The sequence below is a fragment of the Streptomyces torulosus genome, from assembly GCF_001419765.1.
GTDB lineage: Bacteria > Actinomycetota > Actinomycetes > Streptomycetales > Streptomycetaceae > Streptomyces > Streptomyces torulosus.
In genome coordinates this window covers 1-22,674 of record NZ_LIRK01000486.1, presented here as the reverse complement: position 1 = coordinate 22,674, position 22,674 = coordinate 1, and the positions used below count along the sequence as shown (strand labels likewise).

Genomic DNA, 22,674 nt, shown 5'->3' with positions numbered 1-22,674 from the left:
AGGAGAACCTGCGTCCGGCGGCAACACTCGGCCGGCCCCGCTGAACGCCCCAACACGTGGGCCCATGTCGCTGGACGCCCTGCAGTACGCCCCCGGCCGCGTAGCCGGGCTAGGTGTTCTGTCCTGGGAGGTTGTGGACGGGTGAGGCAGGTCTCGACTGAGGGATCTTGAATAGGTGAGGGCCTTCCGGTTCGGTGTGGATTGCGACGTCTACACCCACAGAAAGGCCCTCGTGCCCCACCGTAATGCACCCCTGACCGAGACCGGACGCCTGCGCCTGGCCCGCTGCGTCGTCGAGGACGGCTGGCCGCTGCGGCGGGCTGCCGAACGCTTCCAGGTCTCGCCCACCACGGCCCAGCGGTGGGCGGATCGCTACCGCGCGTTCGGCGAGGCGGGCATGGCCGACCGCCCCAGCCGCCCGCACCACAGCCCACGGCGCACCCCGACCCGCACCGAGCGCCGGATCATCAAGGTCCGCGCCCTGCGCCGGCGAACAGCGAGGAATCATGGTGAAAGCGGCCCAGCCCGAGGAGGCGGTAACCGGGACGTTCCTCCAGTTCATTGCCCGCCGTTCGGGGGATACGCGGATGACCTCGGAGGCGTGTCCCATCCCGCAGGGGCATGCCTGGCTGGGACGAAAGGGAGACATGATGCCGCTCTATCTATCGAGGTTCAGCTACACGCCGGAGACCTGGGCGAGACTCATCGGCCACCCCGAGGACCGCGCCAAGGCCGCTCAGTCGTACATCGAGTCCGTCGGCGGCAAGCTCCACGGCTTCTGGTACGCGTTCGGCACCCGCGACGGCTACAACCTGTGGGAGGCCCCCGACAACGTCTCCATGGCCGCGGTCGCCCTGGCGATCAGCGGAGGCGGCGCACTCAGCTCGTTCGAGACGACCGTTCTCCTGACCGTCGACGAAACCATGGACGCCCTGCGCAAAGCCGGGCAAGTTCAGTACCGAGCTCCCGGCGCGTAGCGGTCCGGGCAGCCGGCAATTCTGAGGAGCAGGCGGACTGGTCCACGCCTGGCACGTCGGACTGATCCCAGGCCCGGGTTTGCAGCAGGTCAGCGCGGCGATCGATATCCGTCTGCGAGAACGGCCGCGGACCCGCACCAGGGGGCTCCGTCCATGTCTGCCCCCGTGTTTTGGCGTGCGGCGGCGTCGTGGGGAAGCCAGCACGGTTCTTGATCACATGGCTCGACACCCGTTGAACTACCAGGAGTTCCGGGCCGAACCACCACGGCCAAGGGCTAACTCAAGTTAGTCATCTTGGCCGTTCAGAAGCGTGCGGCGACGTTCCTGTTCGCGCTTGGAGTAGGCGGCCGCCCGGATCGCCTCGTCGCTCTCCAAGCCTGATCCCAGTGCGCCGCCCACGGTGGCGACCGAAGCGACGAACCAGGCCAGCGTCACGTAGTCCTCGGCGTGCAGCGGGGTTCGTGTCATGGAAGCGAACACTTGGTCGTTGAGGATGAACAGCGCCCACACCCAGTTGATGAGCATCAAACCCACGTAGCAGACGAGCACCCCGATACCCACGGTCGCGACCGTCGAGGCGTTGTACAGCCGCGCCCTCTGCCTCGCCTCCGGCGAGCTCTCTGCTGATCGATGCCACAGGTCCGCGTCTATGATCAGCCAGCCGATCATGATCGCGACAGATCCGACGGTGGCGATCACAAGGCGTGGCGTGCTGAGGGACGCGGCAAGGTTCCAGACGGTGGAGTTCACGGTGGCGACTGCCCCCGTGGCGAGCGCGGCCGCCAGGGCTTTCGACAAGCCCGGCACCAACCGCCACGGCCGGTTGGCACGGACCATCCCGGCGAGCACTCGCAGGTAACCGCGCGGCCCGCCGACGACGTACCGAAGATCGTCGGTCTCCTTCTCGCCGGTTCGGCCCGGATGAACAGGCGCGAGACGCTTGGCGGAGGGCCCCGGAAGCGGCTGATCTCCTGGAGGTCCTTCAGCACCAGTGGTTGGCGGACCCGTCATGCCGAGCACGGCTTCTTCGACGGCCCGCCGGGCCCTCGTCTGCAGCCGCAGGCCTCCCAGTGAAGGAAGAGAGAGCAGCGCCAAGCCGTGTTCGTGATTCAGGTTCACAGCGAGCCTGCGCCCGTGTGAGTGCAGCGGGAGGTCGGTGAGGGCCACGACGATGTCCCAGTTCTCCGCACTCCCACGGTCCATGATCCGGCGCATCAATGTGGGCGGGTCTTCCACCCCGGCGGTGAAGGGCTCACTGACCACCTCGATGTCGAACCGTCGCCCCTCGCCCGACTTGTCGGCGAGCCGAGCAGAAAGTGTCCGGGCCATGCGCTGCGCGATTTCCGTAGGCGTGTCCGGATCCGCCAGGAGAGCCACGACCGTAACGCCCTGAGAGGACACCTGCATGGCTGGACCCTCCTCCTCGGCTGCCCCGCCGACCCCGAGTGCCCACAGACGCCGCCGGGGTAACGTCGACGCCGCGTGACACGCCGGCCCCCGCCTGCGGGTGCAGGCGGTCACACGGCCTGCACCCACCGGTCCACGAGCGCGTCCGCCACCGCGTGTGCCGGGCGTCGCGACGCCGCGGAGATCCATCACAAGGGCCCTAGGTGTTCTGTCCTGGCAGGGCAAGACGGAGAGGCTAATTGGGCCCGACATGCGCATGCGTTCGCGCGTCCGCGTCGGCCAGGCTGACTGGGAAGCCCAGGGGCCGGGAGCCACCCGGATCCCGCAGCCGGAGGTTGCCACCATGACCGTGATGTCCATCGCCAGGTTCGAGAAGTTCTTCCGTGCGGCCGCAGGACTGGACGTCGACAAGAACGATCTCAAGCGCTACAGCGACTTCGTCGACGCCAAGCTCTACGATCTGCTGACCGTCGCCCAGGCCACGGCCAAGGCCAACGGTCGAGACGTCATCCGGACCTCTGACCTACCGATCACGAAAGGCCTCCAGGAGAGCATTCACAGTTTCCGGAAGATCGACCAGGAAGTAGAACTCAAGCCGATCCTGGAACAGCTCGCCGCCCATCCCGCTCTGGACCGTACGCCCGATGAGGAGACCGAGGCGGCCTATCCGGACGTCATCGGCGGACTCAGCCTGGCCCTTGCCCAGAGTTTCAAGATCCTCCACCCCAACCTGAAGAATCCCCAGAGTCAGCACTGGGACGAGGTTCGAGCGGTCTTCGACCTCCTGCTGTGAGTGGCGACCGCACCAAGGGCGCGGGCCACGGCAGGGCAAGCCCCAGCCCTCCGGGCTGACCTGCCACCAGTTTTCCGTGTCGGAGGGCTCAGATCTGAACTGGTCAGGGCGGCCCAGCTGGCCTCACCTGCGGAGCCGCCCACGGTCCTGAACCGGTACACCGAGGCCATGAGCTCGGGCAGCACGCCGCCGGCGCTCACATGGCGCTCCGGAGCTTTCAGTACGGGGCGCACCAGCTTCTCGCTGCCACCCTCGACCGCCGCGTACGACTGCTCACGCCGTTTCTTTGGGCCACTCGAATTCCTCCTCGACGCCCTTGAGCTCAGTCCGCGAGGTCAGCCTTGCCGAAAAGGGCCGCGTAACTGGAGGGGAGCTGACTGAGGATCTGATTCAGTTCTCCGCCGGTGACAGCGTCGGCAACGGTGGTCAGGACCGCGCCGGCGTCCCACTGCGCCGTTCGCGGCCGGGCATTGGTGCGCTCGGCAACCCGGCGGTAGAACTCTTCGATCCCGAAGCTCTGCGCGTGCTGCGGCGTGGCATGGTCCAGAACCTGTCCCAGCGGGCCGGGCAGCTGGGATGCGAGGTCCTTGACCTCTCCCGGGCTGATCCGTTGGGCCAGCACTTCCAGCACGGCGTTGGTGACGCCCGCGGCTTCAGCCTGGTCGTTGTATTCGCCTCGCTCCCGTACACGGGCGAGGAATCCGTCGTATTTCATCGCTGCCTCCTTCTGCCGCGGTCACCGCTGGTCATGGGGGTCGCCCGATGCGCTGTCAGGTCAGCCGCGTCCGTCCGTCGGCGCGTAGCTGCCGCTGGCAGGGCTCTTGGCCCAGGGCCACGACAGGCCGGCATGAGCCGTGGCCGCGCCCTCGTCCTTCATGAGGGCGACGCGATGCTCTGGCGCCGCGCGCGTGAGTGACGGGCAGAAGAAGGCCGCGCTGCCGGACGGGTGTCCGGAACCCCGGCGTTAACGTGTCAGCCGCTGCTCCCGGGGCTCTCACTCGTCTCGCTGATCTCGACGTGCCGGGGCTTTGCGACCTCGGCCTTGGGGACGGTGATGGCGAGCACCCCGTCCGACATCTGCGCATTGATCTTTTCGGTGTCGACCTCTCCGGGCAGCCGCAGCCGGAACTCGAAGGCTCCGGTGCGGCGGGTGCTCCGGCGCAGGACGCCTTTGCGTTCCTTCTCCTTGATCTCTCCGGTGACCACCAGCTCCTGGCCGTTCGCTTCGACGTCGATGTCCTTGCTCTTGACGCCGGGGAGTTCGATCTCGACGCGGAAGGCGTCGTCGGACTCCGTGACATCCGCCAGAGGTGTCCACGCGACTGCGGTCGCCGCGCCTCCCACCGTCGATTCCATCAGCCCGCTCATCTCGCTGAGCAGTTGCTCGAACTCCGTCAGCGGATTGCGTGCCCAGCCAAGCGGCCTGGCCTGCATTGCGGCACCCCGTTGGTGCCGGACGGGCGTAGTCATTCCCATCGCCTCCTTCTCCTTCTCGTGATCTCGTCGCTCTCTGGGGTCATGCGAGCCACGCGGACTCCTTCGGACGGGTGCGCGGGGAGCTGTCGGTGCCGCCGGGCGCGGCCGTGTGGCCCAGGTAGCGGTGCACGAAGTGGATGCTCATCGCGCCTTCGCCGACCGCGGAGGCCACGCGTTTCACCGAGCCGCTGCGGACGTCGCCGGCGGCGAAGACGCCAGGCAGGCTGGTCTCCAGCGTCAGGCAGTCGCGGCCCTGGCTCTGCCAGACTTCGGGAACGGAGCGGGCCTGCGCCTCCATGCCGGTGAGCACGAAGCCGCGCGCGTCGAGGGCGAGCGCGCCCGACAACCACTCGGTGTGGGGGTCGGCGCCGGTGAAGACGAACAGGGCCCGCACCGCGAGCTGCCGATGCTCGCTCGTACGGTGGTCGACCACGGTGACCGCCTCCAGCACCTTGTCGCCGAGTGCCTCGGTCACCTCGGTGTGCAGCAGCACCCGCACCCGCGGGTGGCGCTCTACCTGATCGATCAGGTAGCGGGACATGTGCGCCTCAAGACTCGGCCCACGGACGAGCAGATACACCCGCGGTGCGTACCCGGCCAGGAAGAGTACGGCCTGGCCCGCGGAGTTGCCGCCCCCGACGACGGCCACCGGGTCGGTGCGGCACTGCTGGGCCTCGTAGACGGTCGCCGAGTAGTGGACGCTCGTTCCCTCCAGGCGTTCGATGCCGGGCACGTGGAGGCGGCGGTAGCGGGCGCCGGTGGCCAGGACGACGGTGCGGGCGGTGATCTCGCTGCCGTCGGCGAACCCGACGGCGTAGTGGCCGTCCCGCGGTTCGAGACGGGCCACCTCCACCGGGACGCTGATCCGGGCGCCGAACTTGTCGGCCTGGAGCACGGCGCGGTCGGTGAGTTCGGCGCCTGAGATGCCGGAGGGGAAGCCAAGCAGATTCTCGATGCGGGACGACGTCCCGGCCTGGCCGCCGGTGGCCATCGCCTCGACCAGGGTCGTACCGAGACCTTCCGAGGCGGCGTTCACCGCGGCGGCGAGGCCGGCGGGTCCGGAGCCGACGATCAGGAGATCGCCGTGATGGTTTCCTGCGGGCAGCGAGGGCAGGCCAATGAGCCGGGCCAGTTCCGCGTTGCTGGGGTTGCGCAACAGAGTGGTGTCCCGCCAGATGACGAGCGGTGTCTCCTCCGGGCCGACGCCGAAACGGCGCAGCAGCGCCTCGGCCTCCTCGTCCGTCTCCAGATCGATCCAGCGGTACGGCAGCCGGTTGCGGGCGGCGAACTCACGCAGCCGCCGGGTGTCGGGCGAATAGCGCGAGCCGACAATGCGGAAACCGGCGCCCTGGCCGACGAGCAGGGCACGGCGGCCCAGGCAGGCACGCAGCACCAGATCGCCAAGGACGGAGTCCCGGGCCACCAGGTCACGCAGCTGATCCATGGACAGGGCGAGGACCTCACCGGGGTCCCTGACCGTAGCGGTGTAGAAGGCCACCTGCCCGTTCAGGAGGCCGAGTTCGCCGATGAAGCGGCCGGGGCCGTGCACACGCAGCAGACGTTCGTCGGGCGTGCCGTAGTCCTCGACGACGGCGACCGAGCCGCTGAGGACGACGTAGAATGTCTCGCACCGCTCCCCCTCCCGGATCAGCACTTCGCCGGCGTCGACTTCGCGCCGCCGACCACGCTGCGCCAGGCGGTCGATCTGGTCCTCCGACAGGCGGGGATAGGCGCCATAGATGTCGGCGGTCTCGAAGGGGACGCTCTCCTGCGTCTCGTCCGGCACCTGCGCTGCGCTCGGCCGCGTCCCGTCGCCGGACATCACACGAACGCCTCATGGACGAAGCACCACCGCCAGTCCTCGCCGGGCTCCAGCGACGCCGCGATCGGATGGCCGTCGGCGGCGGCGTGACGGCGCGCGTGCCGGTTCGGCGAGGAATCGCAGCAGCCGACGTGGCCGCAGGTCAGGCAGAGCCTCAGGTGGACCCACGGGGAGCCGAGCAGCAGACACTCTTGACACCCTTCGGGGGTCAGTGGCCGGACCGGCCGGACGAGCGCGAGGTGGGGGTCGGTTCGTACGGTCATGGCTGATCACCCCTTCCCGGCCGGTTCGCGGCCCGCGATCGACTGCTCCACCCACCGCCGCAGGGCTGGGGCAGGTGCGGCGCCCGCTTGCCGGGCGATGGTCTGTCCTTTGTCGAGGACCAACAGTGTCGGCACCGCCTGGACCTCGAACCGCTGCGCCAGGCGTGGGTTCTTGTCGACGTCGACCTTGACCAGCTTGATCTTTCCCGCGAGATCGGCGGCGACCTTCTCCAGCGCGGGGCTCACCATGCGGCAGGGGCCGCACCAGGTGGCCCACAGGTCGACGACGACGGGCACGGTGGCCTGCTCGACGACCTCGGTGAAGTCGTCGTCGCCCGCGTCGGCCGTCCACGGCAGCGGCTGTTTGCAGTTGCCGCACGTGGGGCGGCCCTCGGCTGCCACGGGTACGCGGTTGGTGCGCCCGCAGTGCGGGCAGGTGACGTTGGTGGCCTGCACGGTACTCATGCCGCCCTCACTCCCTTCATGTCATCGGGCTGGTCGTAGGTGACCACCAGCTCTCCGTGCTCGGCGTCGACACGGACCGTCGCGCCGTCCTGTACGTCGCCGCGCAGCAGGGCGCGCCCGACCAGTGTCTCGACCTCGTGCGAGATGTAACGCCGCAGCGGCCGGGCCCCGTACACCGGGTCGTAGCCCTGGTGGGCGATCAACTCACGGGCGGCCTCGGTGAGTTCAACGGTGATGCGGCGCTCGGCGAGGCGGCGGCGCAGTTCAGCGAACTGCAGCTCCACGATCCGCTCGATCTGCCGCTCACCGAGCGGCTTGAACAGCACGATGTCGTCGACGCGGTTGAGGAACTCCGGGCGGAAGTGCCCGCGCAGCTCGCCCATCACCAGGGCGCGGGCGTCCGGCTTGACCTCGCCCTCGGCGGTGGCACCGTCGAGGAGGTGCACGGAGCCGATGTTGGACGTCATGATGATCACGGTGTTGCGGAAGTCGACGGTGCGGCCCTGGGCGTCGGTGATGCGGCCGTCGTCGAGGATCTGCAGCAGGGTGTTGAAGACATCGGTGTGCGCCTTCTCGATCTCGTCGAACAGCACGACCGAGTACGGCTTGCGGCGAACGGCCTCGGTGAGCTGACCGCCCTCCTCGTAGCCGACGTACCCGGGCGGGGCCCCCATCAGCCGGCTGACGGTGTGCCGCTCCTGGTACTCGCTCATGTCAAGGCGGACCATGTTCTCCTGGGAGTCGAACAGGGCCGCGGCGAGGGTCTTGGCCAGCTCGGTCTTCCCGACGCCGGTGGGGCCGAGGAAGATGAACGAGCCGATGGGGCGGCGAGGGTCGCGGATGCCGGAGCGGGCGCGGATGATGGCGTCGGCGACGAGCTTGACGGCCTCGTCCTGGCCGATGACGCGCTCGCGCAGGATCTCGTCGAGGCGCAGTAGCTTCTCGCGTTCGCCCTCCTGGAGGCGGGCGACGGGAACGCCGGTCCAGGCGGCGACGATCTCGGCGATCTCCTCCTCGGTGACGACCTCGCGCAGCAGCCGGTTCTGCCCCTGCTTGGAGGCCAGTTGCTCCTCCTCGGCCTTCAACCGGCGTTCCACGTCCTGGAGGCGGCCGTAGCGGAGTTCGGCGGCGCGGTTGAGGTCGTAGGCGCGTTCGGCCTCCTCCGCCTCGTGGCGGACCTGTTCCAGTTCCTGGCGCAGTTCCTGCACGCGGCGGATCGCCTGCCGTTCGGCCTCCCACTGGGCGTGTTTGGCGTCGGCCTCGCCGCGCAGGTCGGCGAGTTCCTTGCGCAGTTCCTCGAGGCGGGTCTTGCTCGCGGGGTCGGTCTCCTTGGAGAGGGCGGCCTCCTCGATCTCCAGGCGGGTGACGCGGCGGGTGATCTCGTCGAGTTCGGCGGGCATCGAGTCGATCTCGGTGCGCAGCCGGGCGCAGGCTTCGTCGACGAGGTCGATGGCCTTGTCGGGCAAGAACCGATCGGTGATGTAGCGGTGGCTGAGGGTGGCCGCGGAGACCAGTGCGGTGTCCTGGATCTTCACGCCGTGGAAGATTTCCAGGCGCTCGCGCAGTCCGCGCAGGATGGAGATGGTGTCCTCCACGCTCGGCTCGTCGACCAGGACCTGCTGGAAGCGGCGTTCGAGGGCGGCGTCCTTCTCGATGTGCTTGCGGTACTCGTCGAGGGTGGTGGCGCCGATCATGTGGAGTTCGCCGCGGGCGAGCATCGGCTTGAGCATGTTGCCCGCGTCCATGGCTCCTTCGGCGGCGCCCGCGCCGACGACGGTGTGGAGTTCGTCGACGAAGAGCAGGATGTGCCCCTGGGCTGCCTTCACCTCGGACAGCACGGCCTTGAGGCGTTCCTCGAACTCGCCCCGGTACTTTGCCCCGGCCACGAGGGAGCCCATGTCCAGTGCGAACACGGTCTTGTCGCGCAGTCCTTCGGGCACGTCGCCCCGGACGATGCGCTGGGCCAGGCCCTCGACGATGGCGGTCTTGCCGACGCCGGGGTCGCCGATGAGGACCGGGTTGTTCTTGGTCTTGCGGCTGAGGATCTGGGTGACGCGGCGGATCTCGGCGTCCCGGCCGATGACCGGGTCGAGCTTGCCGTCCCTGGCCTCGGCGACCAGGTCGCGGCCGTACTTCTCCAGGGCCTCGTATGCCACTTCGGGGTTGGCCGAGGTCACGCGCTGGTTGCCGCGGATCTGGGTGAGCGCGCTCAGGAACGAGTCTCGGGTGATGCCGTGCTCCTTGAGGAGCCGTCCGGCGGCGGTGGACGGGCCCTCCTCGGCCAGGGCGAGCAGGAGGTGCTCCACGGAGACGTACTCGTCCTTGAGCCGTTTGGCCTCCCGCTCGGCCGCGTCCAGCAGCCGGGACAGCCGCTGGGTGACGAACACCTGGCCCGGCGCGGCACCCGGGCCGGTCACCTTGGGCCGACGGGAAAGCTCCTCACGCACAGCCGCACGGAGTTCCTCGGGCTCCCTGCCCGCCTGTTGCAGCAGCCGCGGGATCAGGCCGTTCTCCTGGTCGAGGAGAGCAAGCAGCAGATGCTCACCGTCGACCTCGGTCTGGCCCATGCGGACGGCGGCGGTCTGCGCCTCCTGGAGAGCTTCCTGTGACTTCTGGGTGAGACGGTTCATGTCCATGGCGGTATGTCACTCCTCGTACCGGCGCGGCGCAGTGCGGCTTCGAGCAGGCTGATGCGGTCCAGCAGATCGAGCACCAGACCGATGGATGCGTAGTTGAGACACAGACCGGAGCGCAGCCGCTGAACGCGGGCGAGAACTGCCGGGGCCGCGGAGTCGAACACCAGGCGGCCCGCGGAGTCGCGCTCGGCGTCGACCAGGCCCAGGGCGACGAACCGGCGGACCAGGTCGGGATGGACGCCGGCGCGGCGGGCCACGGTGTCCAGGGAAAGCCGGGGCACGGGAACGAGCGCGTACCGCACGGCCGTGGAGCCGGCGGGACGCCCGCCCGCGTCGGCCCGGGCGGTCCGGCCGCCGGTCGCCGCCCATGAGGGTCGGTCGCTCATCACGTCCTCCTGGGATCGTACGAAGAGGTGGCGGCGAGCTCCTCGAACAGCTCGCGCTCCCGGTCGCTGAGCTTGGGCGGCACCATGACGCGGAGTTCGGCGTAGAGGTTGCCGTCGGCACCGCGCGGATTCGGCATGCCCTCGCCGCGCAGCCGCAGCCGCCGGCCACTGGGCGAGCCCGCGGGCACGGTGACCTTGGCCGTGCCGCCGCCCGGGGTGGGCACCGGAACCGTCGCGCCCAGCGCGGCCTCCCAGGGGGTTACCGGAAGCTGCACGTACACGTCCCGGCCGTCCAGCCGGAACCGAGGGTGCGGTTGGATGCGCACCCGCAGATACAGATCCCCCGCGGCGGCGTCACCACTGCCCCGTCCGCCCTCGCCCGCCAGGCGAATGCGCTGCCCGTCGGTGACGCCGGGCGGTACGTCGACCTCGTACCGTCGCGGCTGCCCGGTGGGGCCGGCGAGCGTGACGGTTCGGCGGCCGCCCCTGTACGCCTCCTCGACGGTGAGCGGCAGCTCCGCCTCCTGGTCGGCTCCCGGTACGCCGCCGGGGGCGGCGCCTGCTCCGAAGAGCGAGCCGAGCAGGTCCTCGATGTCGATGCCCTCCCCTGCGAAGTCGTCGCCGAAGCCGGTGTACCGGACACGGGGGCCGCCCGCGCCCGCCGTCCTCCGAGCGCGGAAGCCGCCGCCGGGTCCGGCGCCGGCACCGACCCGCTCCTCCCAGTCCTCGGGTACCCTCCGGAAGTCCTCGCCGAAGCGGTCGTAACGGGCCCGGGTCTTGGGGTCCGACAGGACGCTGTACGCCTCGTTGAGGTCCTTGAAGCGTTCCTCCGCCCCCGGGTCCTTGTTGACGTCGGGGTGGTACTTGCGGGCGAGTTTGCGATATGCCTGCTGGATCTCGTCCTGGCTCGCGGTCCGTGACACGCCCAGTACCTCGTAGAAGTCCTGTGCCATGACCGGTCACTCCCGCTTCGCGACAGTCACGGCGGCGGGCCTGAGCTGGCGTTCGCCGTCCCCGTAGCCCGGGCGGAGCACCTCGACGACCGTGCCCGGTGGGGCGTCGGGGTCCTGGACGACACCGACCACCTCGTGGCGGGCCGGGTCGAAAGCGACGCCGGTCTCCGCGTGTCGCGGGTAGCCGAGCAGTTCGAGGACGTTCACCGCCTGGTCACGGACCGCCCGGACGCCCTCCACGATCGCGCCGGGGTCGGATCCCGCATGGGTCAGGGCGAGTTCGAGGTTGTCCACGACGGGCAGGAAGGCCGCGGCTGTGCGGGACCGCTCGACCATCCGCTCCCGCTCCAGTTCCCTGGCGTGGCGCTTGCGGAGGTTGTCGAGGTCGGCGAGCGCGCGCCGCCAGCGGTCCTCGAGTTCCTTGAGCTCGGTCGTGTGCTCGTCCTCGGACGGGGCGGGGCCACCGGCCGCGTCGGGGCCGGGTTCCTCGTCCGTGTCGGGCCCCGTCCCGGCCGGCTGGCCCGAGCGCGGAAGATCCCCTCGGGGAGGGCGTGCGGCGCCCTGCGGAGCCGGGTCGGCCGGGTCCGGCACGGCCGGGTCGGATTCCCTGGGGTGGATCGGCATGACGGTTCCTCAGTCCTTGTCGAACTCTGCGTCGATGACGTCGTCGTCACCGCCACCGCCGCTCGGGCCGCCGCCGGTCGTACCGTCCCCGGTGGTGTCCTGGTCGGGACCACGCGTGGCGGCGCCGCCCTGATGCGCCAACAGCCCTGACAGCACCTGCTGGAGTTCGGAGGTCAGGGGCCGCACCCGCTCCACGCCTGCCTCCTCCTTGACCGCCGCCCGGGCATCGGACACCAGCATCTCGGCGCGTGCCTTCTCGTGCGCGGGTGCGGCGTCGCCCAGCTCGGCGAGGCGCTTGTCGACCTGATAGGCGACAGCGTCGAGCTCGTTGCGGGCGTCGACGGCCTCACGCAGGGCCTGGTCCTGGCCCTGGTTGCGCTCGGCCTCCTGGACCATGCGTTCGACCTCGCCGCGGTCGAGGTTGGAGCTCTCGGTGATGGTGATGCCCTGTTCCTTGCCGGTGTCCCGGTCTCGGGCCTTGACGTTGAGAATGCCGTTGGCGTCGACGTCGAAGGTGACCTCGATCTGCGGTTCGCCGCGCGGCGCCGGGCGGATGTCGGTGAGCTGGAAACGGCCGAGCACCCGGTTGTCGGCGGCCCGTTCGCGCTCGCCCTGGAGGACGACGATGTCGACGGCGGGCTGGTTGTCCTCGGCTGTGGAGAAGGTCTCGGCGCGGCGCACGGGGATGGTGGTGTTCCGCTCGATGATCTTCGTCATCACGCCACCCCGTGTCTCGACACCCAGCGACAGGGGCGTGACGTCGAGCAGCAGGACGTCCTTGACCTCGCCCTTGAGCACCCCGGCCTGGATCGCGGCGCCCAGGGCCACGACCTCGTCGGGGTTGACGCTCATGTTGGGTTCCTTGCCGCCGGTCAGCCGGCGCACCAGCGCCTGGACGGCGGGAATGCGGGTGGAACCCCCGACGAGGATCACCTCGTCGATGTCGCTCTCGCCGACCTTGGCATCGGCCATCGCCTGCTGGACCGGCCCCAGGCACCGCTCCACCAAATCGCTGGTGATCTGCTCGAACGTGGACCGCATGACCGAGTCGGTCAGGTGCTTGGGCCCCGAGGCATCGGCCGTGATGAACGGCAGGCTGACCTGCGTCTGCGTCACCGAGCTCAGCTCGGTCTTGGCCTTCTCCGCCGCCTCGAACAGGCGCTGCAGGGCCTGCGGGTCCTTGCGCAGATCGATGCCGTTCTCCTTCTGGAAGTCGTCCGCGAGGTAATCCACCAGACGCCGGTCGAAGTCGTCACCGCCCAGGTGGCTGTCGCCCGCCGTGGAACGCACCTCCACCACGCCGTCGCCCACGTCGAGGATGCTCACATCGAACGTGCCGCCGCCGAGGTCGAAGACCAGCACCGTTTCGTGCTCCTTCTTGTCCATGCCGTATGCGAGGGCGGCCGCGGTCGGCTCGTTGATGATCCGCAGCACCTCCAGTCCCGCGATCCGCCCGGCGTCCTTGGTGGCGGTGCGCTGGGCGTCGTTGAAGTAGGCGGGCACGGTGATGACCGCCTCCGTGACCCGCTCCCCGAGCTGCTTGGAGGCGTCGTCGGCCAGCTTGCGCAGTACCTGGGCGCTGATCTCCTCGGGCGCGTAGAGCTTGTCGCGCACCTTGAAGCGGGCGACGCCGCCTTCACCCTCGACGACGTCGTACGCCACCGCCCTGGCCTCGTCCGAGATCTCGTCGAAGTGCCGGCCGATGAACCGCTTCGCCGAGTAGATGGTGCCCTTGGGATTGAGGATCGCCTGGCGCCGGGCCAGCTGGCCCACCAGCCGTTCCCCGGTGTCGGTGAAGGCCACCACGGACGGTGTCGTACGGTTTCCCTCGGTGTTGGGCACGACGGAAGGCTCGCCGCCCTCCCACACGGCGATCACCGAGTTCGTGGTGCCCAGGTCGATGCCCACTGCCTTGGCCATGAGGAGCTCCTCCCGGTGCGGCGGCATGCGCCGCAGCCGCGGTCCGATCGTTCATGTATGGGCGGGACGTCCGCCGAGGCCGGTGGTTCGCAGCCCGCCGAGCAGCCGTATGGCCTCGTCGGCGACCGCTTCGTCCACGACGACGTCGTACCTGCTGGGCTGCATCGAGCGGACCGAGGCGAAGTCCCGGCGGCCGCCCTGCAGCGCGTGCAGCAGCAGACCGAACAGCGCGCCCACGATCGCCCCGAAAATCAGGCCGTAGAGGGCGACGAGCAGGGCTGAGACGAGCGGGTCCACCCAGTCGAGCAGGCCGAAGAGCCAGCCGATCAGCGCACCGGGAAGGGCCCCGCTCGCCCCACCGTGCAGGGCGGCCCGGCCGTAGTCCATACGTCCGACGACCTGCTCGACGAGGCGGACGTCCTGCCCGATGATGGCCACCCGCTCCACGGGAAACCCCTGGTCCGAGAGATGGTCGACGGCGCGTTCGGCTTCCTGGTACGTCTCGTACGTGGCAACGGGCCTGCGAGACTGCTCGGTCATCGCCCAGTCCTTTCTGCCGGGAATGCATGGCGGCCCCCGGCACGCCCCAGACTGGCGAACCGAGCGGCCCTACGCCTGCCCCCGGCAGGTCAAAGAACGACGGCGCCCGTCCCCCCGAGAGCACGAGGCGAACCCCGAAGACCTCGGGTGAGCCGCTCGCAGAGGGGTACGCGAAGGCCGCCCACCTCTGTGCGGGCTCAGGAAAGGGAGTGATCCCATGGTCGGCCGCTGGGCCCGGAACATGCGCCGAGGCCGTCCCGTCCAGGAAGGCAGCCCTCCACGGGGCCGGCCCAGGCGGCACCCGACGGCCTCGTGGAGAGGGTCCCGCCCGCACCTACCCAGCCCGGCCGACCCTCCCCACGAACTGCTGGCGATCTCCCGCGCCCTGTTCGACACCCGGAACGAAGGCGACATCCTGCGCCAGGCCATGGACCATGTGTCGGCCGTCGGCCCGTACAGAGCCGAGGCCGGATACCTCAGGGTGCACGGCCGGCTGGTCCCCAGCCCGCAGGGCGGGCCGGACCCTGCGTCAGCCGTCGACCGGACGGTGCGAGAGCTGACGGGGCGGGACGGCCCCGTGGCCGTTCCCGGCCGCTCACGAGGCCGGGCCCTGGCCCTGCACGGACCCGGTGGACTGCACGGCTACCTCGTGGTGACGTCGCGCTCCCGGCCCACCCATGCTCAGAACTACCTGCTCACCGCGCTGGTGCGCCTCACCGCCGCGGCCCTGTCGGTCGCCGTCGCGCACCGCCGCCAGCAGGAAGACGCGCTGGAGCTGCAACTACTGCGACGAGAACGAGCAACCCTCCAGCAGCGGCTGATCTCCCTCGTGGTCGAGGCGGGATATCAGCGTGCCGTGCACGAGGCCCTCGCCGAGGTCGCGTCCTCGGGCGGCGGCGAGGAGGCCATCACCAGCGCATTGCATGAGCTCACCGGATTTCCGGTGCTGGTGGAGGACCGCTTCGGCCGACTGCGGTCCTGGACCGGCCCCGGCCGGCCCGACCCCTATCCGGACCCGGACCCCGCACGCCATGAGGAGATGCTTCAGACGGTCGCCCGGAGAGGCGGATCCGTGCGGATCAAGGGCCGGCTCAGCTGCGTGATACGCCCCCGCGGTGAAGTCCTCGGAGTACTGGCCCTGGTCGATCCCCGGGACGAGGCCGACGATTACGCCGTGTTCGCTCTGGAGCACGCCGCCACCTCACTCGCCCTGGAGATGTCGCATCTGCGCCACCTGGCGGAGGTGGAGCTGCGACTGCACCGCGAACTGGTCGACGATCTTCTGGCGGGCACGGACGAGGCGAGCGCCTACGCCCGGTCAGAGGCGTTCGGGCACGACCTGCACCGCATCCAGTACGTGGTCGTCGTGCAGTGGAGGAGCCAGGTCTCCGACGACGCCTTCGCGCGGACCGTGAGCCGGGCGGCTTCGGCCGTGGGCATGCGGTCAATGGTGACTCGGCGTTCCGACCACGTGGTCCTGGTCGCCGAGGGCAGGCCCGACGACCACGCCTTGTACGAGGCGCTCGCCCGGGAGACCGGCACACCGGACGGGACGATCGGGGTGAGCGCCCGCTGCGACACCCCGGACGGTCTCCCCGGCCGCTACCAAGAGGCACTGCGGGCCCTGGAGGTACGCCGACGGTCCCGAAGTCGGTACGGCACGACGTTCTTCGACGCTCTGGGCCTCTACCGCATCCTGGGACCTGGGAACGACTACCAGGAGCTGGAGGGGTTCGTTCGGGAATGGCTGGGACAGCTCGTCGACTACGACAGCCGGCACCGTGCGGCGCTCGTGGAGACTCTGTCCCGGTACTTCGACTGCGGCGGCAACTACGCCGAGACCGCCGAGTCCCTCACGATCCACCGCAGCACGCTTCGCTACCGGCTCCAGCGCATCCGCGAGATCAGCGGCCATGACCTCACGAACGTGGAGGACCGCCTCAACCTGCAGGTCGCGACCCGGGTGTGGAAGATCATGCTGGGCGGACCCGGATGAGGAGCCCATGGCGATGGGCCCTGCTCTGGGAACACCCGTGATCTTGGTGCCGGCTGTCCCGCTTGTGTGCCGACCAAAGTGCTCGTCACACATCGTGTCAGCGCCGGACGCGGGGCATGCCCAGGCCGATCCAGGCGATGATCTCGCGCTGGATCTCGTTGTTGCCGCCGCCGAAGGTGAAGATGACGGCCGAGCGGTAGCCGCGTTCGAGTTCGCCGTGCAGGACGGCGCCGGCCGAGCCCTCCTTGAGGGTGCCGCCGGCGGCGACGATCTCCATGAGCCAGGCGTAGGCGTCGCGGCGGGCCTCGGAGCCGTAGACCTTGACGGCGGACGCCTCCTGCGGGGTGAGGGTGCCGTCCTGGACGGCGCTGACCATGCGCCAGTTGAGGAGCTTGAGCGCGTCGAGCCTGGTGTGGGTCTGGGCGAGGCGGCGGCGCACCCAGGGCAGGTCGATGACGCGGCGGCCGTCGGCGAGTTTGGTCTCCATGGCCCAGCGCTGGACGTTGTGCAGGGAGCGGATCGCCATGGTGCCGTGGGCGGCGAGGGTGACGCGTTCGTGGTTGAGCTGGTTGGTGATCAGCCGCCAGCCCTTGTTCTCCTCGCCTACACGGCGGGAGACGGGCACGCGGACGTTCTCGTAGTAGCTGGCGGTGGTGTCGTGCGAGGCGAGGGTGTTGATCAGGGTGCAGGAGTAGCCGGGGTCGGTGGTCGGGACGAGGAGCATGGTGATGCCCTTGTGCGGTGGCGCGTCCGGGTCGGTGCGGGTCGCCAGCCACACCCAGTCCGCCGTGTCGCCGTTGGTCGTCCAGATCTTCTGGCCGTTGACGACGTACTCGTCTCCCTCGCGCACCGCGCGGGTCTTCAGCGAGGCGAGGTCCGTGCCGGCGTCGGGCTCGCTGTAGCCGATCGCGAAGTCGATCTCACCGGAGAGGACGCGCGGCAGGAAGTACGACTTCTGCTCCTCGGTGCCGTACTGCATGATCGTCGGGCCGACGGTGTTGAGGGCCATCAGCGGCAGCGGGACGCCCGCCTGAGCGGCCTCGTCGAAGAAGATGAACTGTTCGATGGCGGTCAGGCCGCGTCCGCCGTACTCCTTGGGCCAGCCGACGCCGAGCCAGCCGTCCGCGCCGAGGCGGCGGATGGTCTCCCGGTAGAAGCGCTTCTGCGCCGCCGGCTCGGAGTGCCGGGTGTAGGCGCCCGCCGGGACCAACTCGGCGAAGTAGGCGCGCAGTTCGGTGCGCAACCGCTGCTGCTCGGGCGTGTATTCGAGGTGCACGGCGCCTCCAGGCTCCCCAAGGCCGACCTGACGGCGCACACGCTAGAACGTGTTCCAGTAATTGGGAACACGCGGGAGCGTGGCAGTCCGGCCGATCGCCGTCGACACCGCTCGATGGCACCCGAGGGGGCGCGCGGTTCAGCCGAGGGTGACGAGGAAGTCCGTGCAGGCCCGGGCGCAGGCGCGGCAGGCCCGGGCGCTCTCCTCGGCGCCGGGGTGCTCGTCGAAGACGCGGGCGCACTCCAGGGCGACCGTCCGGCACCACTCGACCTGGACGCGCACGGCCGCTTCGTCGAGGTTGGTCTGCTCGGACAGCGCCCGGCAGGTGGCGTCGCACACCTCCGCGCACATGATGCCCTTGCGCCGCATGTGCTCCTGCTCCTCTGGGCCGTCCGGATCGGCGAGGCTCGCCCGCAGGGCACACGCACGCGCACATTCGGTGCACGCCTGCGCACACGCGAAGCGGTCCTCGAGGAATCGGATGAGTTCCTGCTGCTGGGATGTCGTCGTCGGGGTCACCCGAGGCGGGTAGCCGGAGCACTGTCCGTCAAACGCGGGGCGCCGCCGAGCCGGGTTCGCCGAGGCCGGTTCGCCGAGTTCCGTTTCCCCCGGCACCCGACCGGGCACCCGTGCACACCCCGGCACGGGGGCGAGGAACGGTCGTCCCGACCGCCTCCCATGTGAGCCGACCAGGTTCATCCGACCCTTTGGGGGTATTCATCCGATATGAACACGGAATGGGCTAATTTCGCAGCAGAGCGCAGCGTGCTGGGCGGCGCCGCCCCGTTCATCGCCGGGGTGGTCGTCGTGTCGGTGCTGATCGGGGCCCTGTGGCTGGGCGCGCGCGTCCGTGCGCGTGAGCCGCGCCGTCCCCTCCCCGAGGAGCAGCCGAAGCTGCCCGAGGGCGGCCCTGTGCGCGAGGAGCAGGCGAACCGTGAACCGGACGAGATCCCGAAGAGCGACTACCGGCTGACGCCGTACGAGGTGCACGGGAACCAGGGCACCCGGCCCAACCCCGACAAGAAGCGGCCCCGCTGGAGCAAGAACAGCAGCGGCTCCTTCGGCAGCGGTGGGCTCGGCGCCCACTGACACCGCATCGCGGCGGGCCCCGGCTGCGGCAGGGGCCCGCCCGCTGCCCGGACGGTCACCCGGCCGATCCTGTGATCACGCAGTGTCACCACAGCCGCACGCGCGCGTACGGCCACGAGGAGCACGAGGGAGTGAGAGCCATGGCAGACCACCGGACGCTGCCGCTGCCCGACTACGACCATCTGCCGATCGGCGGCCTGGAGAGCCGCGTACGGTCGCTCACCGCCGAGGAGGTGGAGGAGCTGCTGACGTACGAGCGCGACCACGCCGACCGGCTGCCGGTGACCCAGTTGCTGACGGCACGCCTGGACCAGCTGGGCTCGGGCGCCGAGCCCACGTCGGGCGACCCCGGTGCGCTGCGGCCGGAGCAGCACGGCCGCCGCTCCGGCTCCCCCGTGTCGCCGGCGACCTCGCCGCAGCCGATGAGCCCGCCGCCGCACGGCACTCCGGACCAGCGGGGCAGGCCGAAGGGCGACCGCACATAGGTCCAGGACCGCGCGCGAGGGCCACCGGCCGACCGGAACGGGCGGGGCGCCCGAGCTGGTGGAGGTCGGCGTACGGAAGGGGCGTCCCGTGTTGTGCGGGGCGCCCCTTCCGGCGGTGGTGGTCAGCCTTCCAGCGCCAGCCCGGTGTAGTTCTCGGCCAGTTCGGCCGCCGCGTGGCGGGAGGTGGCGACGCGGTGCAGCTGGGAGAGCTGGAGCTTGGTCTCGAACGGAGTCTGCTCCGGGTCGGCGTGCAGGGTCGTGGTCATGAAGTACGAGAAGTGCTCGGCCCGCCACACCCGGCGCAGACAGGTGTCGGAGTACCCGTCGAGCAGCTCCGTCGACCCGGTCTCCTTCAGCCGTGCGAAGGCGCGGGCCAGCACGATGACGTCGGTGGCGGCGAGGTTGAGGCCCTTGGCGCCGGTGGGCGGCACGATGTGGGCGGCGTCGCCGGCGAGGAGGAGGCGGCCGTACCGCATCGGCTCGGTGACATGGCTGCGCATCGGCAGGACGGCCTTGGCGGTGACGGTTCCGCGCTTGAGCCGCCAGCCGGGGTTCGCGGTCAGGGCGAACCGGGCATCCAGCTCGTCCCAGATCCGCTCGTCGGACCAGTCGGCGGGGTCCGTGCCGTTGGGGACCTGGAGGTAGAGGCGGCTCACGGACGGCGACCGCATGCTGGCCAGCGCGAAGCCCCGCTCGGAGTGGGCGTAGATCAGCTCGTCGTAGACGGGTGGGGCGTCGGCGAGGATGCCCAGCCAGGAGTAGGGGTAGGTGCGCTCGTACGTCGTCCGCACCCCCTCCGGGACGGCGTCGCGGGCCACGCCGTGGAAGCCGTCGCAGCCGACCACGTAGTCGCAAGTCAGGGTCTGTTCGCGGCCCTCGTGCGTATACCGGATCACCGGGCGGTCGCCGTCCACGCCCTCCACGGCGTGCACCTCGGCCTCGAACAGCAGCGGGCCGCCGTCGGCGAGCTGGAGGGCGATCAGGTCCTTGACGACCTCGGTCTGGGCGTAGACCCACACGCGGCGGCCGCCGGTCAGCTCGGGGAAGTCGACGCGGTGGGCACGGCCGGCGAAGCGCAGCTCGATGCCGTCGTGCGGCATCCCCTCGGCGTCGAGACGGGCGCCGGCGCCGCAGGCCCGCAGCACGTCGACGGTGGCCTGCTCCAGGATTCCGGCGCGCTGCCGCTGCTCGACGTACGCCCGGTCCTTGCGTTCCAGAACCACACTGTCGATGCCCGCGTTGTGCAGCAGACGGGCCAGCAGCAGCCCGGCCGGGCCGCCGCCGATGATGCCGACGGTGGTGTGCATGAGTAGTACTCCTCGCCGTTGAGGACGAGCCGCGTCCCGCCTCCGGGAGCCGACCTTGGTCGTCAGATGTTCGCCAGGTGAAGTTCAGTTCACTAAGTTGTGGTGATGAGTCTGCGCCCGGTCCGCCCGCCTGTCAACGGTCACACACGGAGGGACGGTCGCGGAGGGCGGACGGTTCGAGCGTGGCAGCGGTGGAGGCAGCGGCCCGGGGGGCCGGGGGAGAGAGAGGCCGGCTCAGTCCACGAAGTGGAACCCGGGGTGCGGGTGCATCAGGAAGTCGTGGTGGGAGATGTTCCAGGCGTAGGCGCCCGCGAGGGAGAACGCCACCCTGTCCCCCGCGCGGAGCCCCGGCACGTGGACGTTCCGGGCGAGGAGGTCCTTGGGGGTGCAGAGCTGGCCGGTGAGGGTGACACGGTCCCCTTGGGCCGTGGGACGCGGCCATGGATGGGGCCACTCCCCCACGGGGAGCACCGAGCAGGGCTGGTCGTGGCCCTTGGTGGCCGGGGTGCGCAGATGGTGGGTGCCGCCGCGCACCACGGCGAACTCCTCGCCGTGGCTGTGCTTCACGTCCAGCACCTCTGTGGCGTACCAGCCGCAGTAGGCGGTCAGGGCGCGGCCGGGTTCGATGCGAAGCGTCAGTCCCGGGTGGTCGGCGAGGAGGCGGGCGAGTCCGTCGCCGTACGACGACCAGTCGAAGGGGCGGTCCGGGTCGGCGTAGTCGACGGCCATGCCGCCACCGATGTTCACCTCGGCGAGGGGCACGCCGAGGCCGGTCGACCAGTCGACGACGGTGCGGGCGACGGACAGTTGCTCGGGGGCGTCGAGGCCGCTGGCCAGGTGCGCGTGGACGCCCCGCAGTTCGAGGTGGGCGCAGCTCCCGTCGGTGAGGGTGCGCAGCACGTCCGCCGCCCGGGTGGGGTCGATGCCGAACGGGGTGGGGCGCCCGCCCATCGCGAGGGAGCTGCCCGCGAGGGAACCGTCCGCGACGGCGAGGTTGAAGCGGAGGAGAACCGCCACGCGGCGGCCCGGGGCCACCCGCCGGGACAGGTCGGCGAGCATCCGCAGGTCGTGCTCGCTCTCCACATGGAAGCGCTCGACGCCGCGCGCCAGCGCGGTCGTGATCTCGTCGGGGGTCTTTCCGGGCCCGCCGAAGGCGAGCGGTCGGCCGGGAACGGACTCGGCGACGTGGACGAGTTCACCGCCGGAGGAGACCTCGTAGCCGTCGACGTACGGGCCGAGCGCGGTGAGGATCTCCGGGTCGGGGTTGGCCTTCGCGGCGTAGTACAGCTCGACCCGGTCGGGCAGCGCGGACCGTACCCGGGCGGCGTGCTCGCGCAGGGCCGTCATGTCGTAGACGTAAGCGGGGAGTTCGGTCGGCGTCAGCGACAGGACACGGGCGCGTACGGCGGGGGTCGGGGCGGTCATCGGGTGCTCCAGCGGAGGATGTCCTCGGCGAGGGGCGAGGGCAGGCGGACGTAGCCGGCCTCGCGGTCGGCCTTGCGTTCCCAGCGGGTGAGCAGGTTGGCCTTGGCGGGCAGCGGCACCCCGGCCAGCAGGGCGGCGAGCAGGGGCGGTCGGCTCTCCTCGTCGGCGTGGGTCCGCAGCGCGGCGCGGACCGCCGCCCACAGGTCGGCCTCGGTCTCGGGGTGCAGGTCGGCGAGGGCGGCGAGCAGCTCGGCGAGGTGGTTGACCAGCAGGCAGTACACGATCCGGTCCCAGCCGCGCCGGGCATCGTACGTCATCGGGCCGGCGACCTCGGGCGGGAGCGCGGCGAGGGTGCCGGCGTGGTGGTCGGGGACGAGCTTGGTGCCCTCCAGGTCGCGGAAGAGGACCCGGGCGGGCATGCCGTCGGTGTCGACGCAGATCAGGACGTTCTGGAGGTGGGGTTCCAGGACGACGCCGTGGTCGAAGAAGGCGGACAGGACGGGCGGGACGAGGAGGCGGAGGTAGGCCCGCCACCAGTCGAGCGCCGCCTCGGGGCCGCGTCCGGACAGGAGCCGGGAGATGTGGGCCGGGCCGGTCGTGTACTCGTCGGCGACGGCCGCCGCGAGCAGCGGGGTGGTGCCGGGCAGCAGGCGCCGGGACAGGCCCTCGCGGACGATCACACCGAAGCCTTCGAGGAGGGCGCGGTCGGGGGTGCCGTCGGGGCCGGGCAGGGCGAGACTGCGGTAGGCGGGTTCGCGGAGCATCGCGCTGCCCGGGAAGCGGCTCTCCAGGTCGGCGAGGGCCGGGGCGAGGAGGCGCGTGAGGGCGACGGCG

22 protein-coding genes and 2 pseudogenes are annotated in these 22,674 nt (G+C 70.5%); 6 read left to right on the top strand and 18 right to left on the bottom strand.

The features are described from left to right. Positions 1–232 precede the first annotated feature (232 nt). Together AOK23_RS45765 and AOK23_RS30630 are read left to right on the top strand one after the other, a co-directional pair. Positions 233–490: pseudogene (locus AOK23_RS45765) on the top strand (helix-turn-helix domain-containing protein); the annotation flags it as partial. A gap of 16 nt (positions 491–506) precedes the next feature. Continuing rightward, on the top strand, positions 507–977 hold the full coding sequence (locus AOK23_RS30630) for a GYD domain-containing protein (protein WP_240496639.1): 471 nt from the start codon (positions 507–509) through the stop codon (positions 975–977). 72 nt (positions 978–1,049) lie between these two features. Here AOK23_RS30630 and AOK23_RS52060 read toward each other — a convergent pair. After that, positions 1,050–1,188, bottom strand: a pseudogene (locus tag AOK23_RS52060) (IS630 family transposase); the annotation flags it as partial. A 74-nt stretch (positions 1,189–1,262) separates the two neighbouring features. Then, the gene (locus AOK23_RS30625) at positions 1,263–2,384 is read right to left on the bottom strand and encodes a hypothetical protein (RefSeq protein WP_206336327.1); all 1,122 of its coding nucleotides are present in this window, start codon (positions 2,382–2,384) and stop codon (positions 1,263–1,265) included. Positions 2,385–2,727: 343 nt separating this feature from the next. Here AOK23_RS30625 and AOK23_RS30620 point away from each other — a divergent pair, with 343 nt between their 5' ends. After that, positions 2,728–3,177 carry a DUF1931 family protein gene (locus AOK23_RS30620; RefSeq protein ID WP_055715827.1) on the top strand — a complete coding sequence of 150 codons (450 nt, stop codon included), beginning with the start codon at positions 2,728–2,730 and terminating at the stop codon, positions 3,175–3,177. A 322-nt stretch (positions 3,178–3,499) separates the two neighbouring features. Here the strand turns inward: AOK23_RS30620 and AOK23_RS30615 are convergent, their stop codons facing one another. The 11 genes from AOK23_RS30615 to AOK23_RS30565 form a co-directional block, all read right to left on the bottom strand. Beyond that, the gene (locus AOK23_RS30615) at positions 3,500–3,892 is read right to left on the bottom strand and encodes a DUF2267 domain-containing protein (RefSeq protein ID WP_055715824.1); all 393 of its coding nucleotides are present in this window, start codon (positions 3,890–3,892) and stop codon (positions 3,500–3,502) included. A gap of 257 nt (positions 3,893–4,149) precedes the next feature. After that, positions 4,150–4,647: an Hsp20/alpha crystallin family protein gene (locus AOK23_RS30610; protein ID WP_055715823.1), complete on the bottom strand. Its 498-nt coding sequence runs from the start codon at positions 4,645–4,647 to the stop codon at positions 4,150–4,152. Between the two features lie 46 nt (positions 4,648–4,693). After that, complete coding sequence (locus tag AOK23_RS30605) at positions 4,694–6,475, bottom strand: FAD-dependent oxidoreductase (RefSeq protein ID WP_055715822.1); 1,782 nt, start codon at positions 6,473–6,475, stop codon at positions 4,694–4,696. Then, complete coding sequence (locus AOK23_RS30600) at positions 6,475–6,738, bottom strand: UBP-type zinc finger domain-containing protein (protein ID WP_055715821.1); 264 nt, start codon at positions 6,736–6,738, stop codon at positions 6,475–6,477. Before AOK23_RS30600 ends, AOK23_RS30605 begins: the two co-directional genes overlap by 1 nt. A gap of 6 nt (positions 6,739–6,744) precedes the next feature. After that, positions 6,745–7,203, bottom strand: a complete 459-nt coding sequence (gene trxA, locus AOK23_RS30595) for a thioredoxin (RefSeq protein ID WP_055715820.1) — start codon at positions 7,201–7,203, stop codon at positions 6,745–6,747. Continuing rightward, complete coding sequence (clpB, locus tag AOK23_RS30590; RefSeq protein ID WP_055715819.1) at positions 7,200–9,839, bottom strand: ATP-dependent chaperone ClpB; 2,640 nt, start codon at positions 9,837–9,839, stop codon at positions 7,200–7,202. Before clpB ends, trxA begins: the two co-directional genes overlap by 4 nt. Beyond that, the gene (locus tag AOK23_RS30585; protein WP_055715818.1) at positions 9,830–10,225 is read right to left on the bottom strand and encodes a chaperone modulator CbpM; all 396 of its coding nucleotides are present in this window, start codon (positions 10,223–10,225) and stop codon (positions 9,830–9,832) included. The genes clpB and AOK23_RS30585 overlap by 10 nt, the downstream gene beginning before the upstream one ends. After that, positions 10,225–11,178 carry a DnaJ C-terminal domain-containing protein gene (locus tag AOK23_RS30580; RefSeq protein ID WP_055715817.1) on the bottom strand — a complete coding sequence of 318 codons (954 nt, stop codon included), beginning with the start codon at positions 11,176–11,178 and terminating at the stop codon, positions 10,225–10,227. Before AOK23_RS30580 ends, AOK23_RS30585 begins: the two co-directional genes overlap by 1 nt. A 6-nt stretch (positions 11,179–11,184) precedes the next feature. Further along, positions 11,185–11,802: a nucleotide exchange factor GrpE gene (locus AOK23_RS30575; protein ID WP_055715816.1), complete on the bottom strand. Its 618-nt coding sequence runs from the start codon at positions 11,800–11,802 to the stop codon at positions 11,185–11,187. Positions 11,803–11,811: 9 nt separating this feature from the next. After that, the gene (gene dnaK, locus AOK23_RS30570) at positions 11,812–13,722 is read right to left on the bottom strand and encodes a molecular chaperone DnaK (RefSeq protein WP_055715826.1); all 1,911 of its coding nucleotides are present in this window, start codon (positions 13,720–13,722) and stop codon (positions 11,812–11,814) included. Between the two features lie 51 nt (positions 13,723–13,773). Further along, the gene (locus AOK23_RS30565) at positions 13,774–14,262 is read right to left on the bottom strand and encodes a general stress protein (protein WP_055715815.1); all 489 of its coding nucleotides are present in this window, start codon (positions 14,260–14,262) and stop codon (positions 13,774–13,776) included. Between the two features lie 217 nt (positions 14,263–14,479). Here AOK23_RS30565 and AOK23_RS30560 point away from each other — a divergent pair, with 217 nt between their 5' ends. Continuing rightward, positions 14,480–16,258, top strand: coding sequence for a PucR family transcriptional regulator (locus AOK23_RS30560; protein ID WP_079049794.1), 1,779 nt, complete (start codon positions 14,480–14,482; stop codon positions 16,256–16,258). Positions 16,259–16,355: 97 nt separating this feature from the next. Here the strand turns inward: AOK23_RS30560 and AOK23_RS30555 are convergent, their stop codons facing one another. Further along, on the bottom strand, positions 16,356–17,534 hold the full coding sequence (locus AOK23_RS30555; protein ID WP_055715814.1) for an acyl-CoA dehydrogenase family protein: 1,179 nt from the start codon (positions 17,532–17,534) through the stop codon (positions 16,356–16,358). A 138-nt stretch (positions 17,535–17,672) separates the two neighbouring features. Further along, on the bottom strand, positions 17,673–18,053 hold the full coding sequence (locus AOK23_RS30550) for a four-helix bundle copper-binding protein (RefSeq protein WP_055715813.1): 381 nt from the start codon (positions 18,051–18,053) through the stop codon (positions 17,673–17,675). Positions 18,054–18,260: 207 nt separating this feature from the next. On the opposite strand from AOK23_RS30550, the gene AOK23_RS30545 reads away from it, so the two are divergent. Together AOK23_RS30545 and AOK23_RS30540 are read left to right on the top strand one after the other, a co-directional pair. Beyond that, a complete protein-coding gene (locus AOK23_RS30545; RefSeq protein WP_055512508.1) occupies positions 18,261–18,623 on the top strand; it encodes a DUF6479 family protein in 363 nt (120 codons plus the stop codon). Between the two features lie 140 nt (positions 18,624–18,763). Continuing rightward, positions 18,764–19,108, top strand: a complete 345-nt coding sequence (locus tag AOK23_RS30540) for a DUF8129 domain-containing protein (protein WP_055715812.1) — start codon at positions 18,764–18,766, stop codon at positions 19,106–19,108. Positions 19,109–19,230: 122 nt separating this feature from the next. Here the strand turns inward: AOK23_RS30540 and AOK23_RS30535 are convergent, their stop codons facing one another. The 3 genes from AOK23_RS30535 to AOK23_RS30525 all read right to left on the bottom strand — a co-directional run. Next, positions 19,231–20,415, bottom strand: coding sequence for a 4-hydroxybenzoate 3-monooxygenase (locus AOK23_RS30535; protein ID WP_055715811.1), 1,185 nt, complete (start codon positions 20,413–20,415; stop codon positions 19,231–19,233). 234 nt (positions 20,416–20,649) lie between these two features. Continuing rightward, a complete protein-coding gene (locus AOK23_RS30530) occupies positions 20,650–21,840 on the bottom strand; it encodes a type III PLP-dependent enzyme (protein ID WP_055715810.1) in 1,191 nt (396 codons plus the stop codon). Continuing rightward, the coding region (locus tag AOK23_RS30525; protein ID WP_276205771.1) for an IucA/IucC family C-terminal-domain containing protein at positions 21,837–22,674 on the bottom strand (838 nt) is incomplete at its 5' end. The genes AOK23_RS30530 and AOK23_RS30525, both read right to left, overlap by 4 nt.

What these genes read in the sequence shown, in the direction of transcription:
- AOK23_RS30585 (WP_055715818.1), bottom strand. Translation starts at nt 10,225, where the DNA reads ATGAGCGACCGACCCTCATGGGCGGCGACCGGCGGCCGGACCGCCCGG.
- AOK23_RS30610 (WP_055715823.1), bottom strand. Translation starts at nt 4,647, where the DNA reads ATGACTACGCCCGTCCGGCACCAACGGGGTGCCGCAATGCAGGCCAGG.
- AOK23_RS30605 (WP_055715822.1), bottom strand. Translation starts at nt 6,475, where the DNA reads ATGTCCGGCGACGGGACGCGGCCGAGCGCAGCGCAGGTGCCGGACGAG.
- AOK23_RS30545 (WP_055512508.1), top strand. Translation starts at nt 18,261, where the DNA reads ATGAACACGGAATGGGCTAATTTCGCAGCAGAGCGCAGCGTGCTGGGC.
- AOK23_RS30530 (WP_055715810.1), bottom strand. Translation starts at nt 21,840, where the DNA reads ATGACCGCCCCGACCCCCGCCGTACGCGCCCGTGTCCTGTCGCTGACG.
- AOK23_RS30535 (WP_055715811.1), bottom strand. Translation starts at nt 20,415, where the DNA reads ATGCACACCACCGTCGGCATCATCGGCGGCGGCCCGGCCGGGCTGCTG.
- AOK23_RS30630 (WP_240496639.1), top strand. Translation starts at nt 507, where the DNA reads ATGGTGAAAGCGGCCCAGCCCGAGGAGGCGGTAACCGGGACGTTCCTC.
- trxA (WP_055715820.1), bottom strand. Translation starts at nt 7,203, where the DNA reads ATGAGTACCGTGCAGGCCACCAACGTCACCTGCCCGCACTGCGGGCGC.
- AOK23_RS30540 (WP_055715812.1), top strand. Translation starts at nt 18,764, where the DNA reads ATGGCAGACCACCGGACGCTGCCGCTGCCCGACTACGACCATCTGCCG.
- clpB (WP_055715819.1), bottom strand. Translation starts at nt 9,839, where the DNA reads ATGGACATGAACCGTCTCACCCAGAAGTCACAGGAAGCTCTCCAGGAG.
- AOK23_RS30575 (WP_055715816.1), bottom strand. Translation starts at nt 11,802, where the DNA reads ATGCCGATCCACCCCAGGGAATCCGACCCGGCCGTGCCGGACCCGGCC.
- dnaK (WP_055715826.1), bottom strand. Translation starts at nt 13,722, where the DNA reads ATGGCCAAGGCAGTGGGCATCGACCTGGGCACCACGAACTCGGTGATC.
- AOK23_RS30600 (WP_055715821.1), bottom strand. Translation starts at nt 6,738, where the DNA reads ATGACCGTACGAACCGACCCCCACCTCGCGCTCGTCCGGCCGGTCCGG.
- AOK23_RS30560 (WP_079049794.1), top strand. Translation starts at nt 14,480, where the DNA reads ATGGTCGGCCGCTGGGCCCGGAACATGCGCCGAGGCCGTCCCGTCCAG.
- AOK23_RS30620 (WP_055715827.1), top strand. Translation starts at nt 2,728, where the DNA reads ATGACCGTGATGTCCATCGCCAGGTTCGAGAAGTTCTTCCGTGCGGCC.
- AOK23_RS30625 (WP_206336327.1), bottom strand. Translation starts at nt 2,384, where the DNA reads ATGCAGGTGTCCTCTCAGGGCGTTACGGTCGTGGCTCTCCTGGCGGAT.
- AOK23_RS30565 (WP_055715815.1), bottom strand. Translation starts at nt 14,262, where the DNA reads ATGACCGAGCAGTCTCGCAGGCCCGTTGCCACGTACGAGACGTACCAG.
- AOK23_RS30615 (WP_055715824.1), bottom strand. Translation starts at nt 3,892, where the DNA reads ATGAAATACGACGGATTCCTCGCCCGTGTACGGGAGCGAGGCGAATAC.
- AOK23_RS30580 (WP_055715817.1), bottom strand. Translation starts at nt 11,178, where the DNA reads ATGGCACAGGACTTCTACGAGGTACTGGGCGTGTCACGGACCGCGAGC.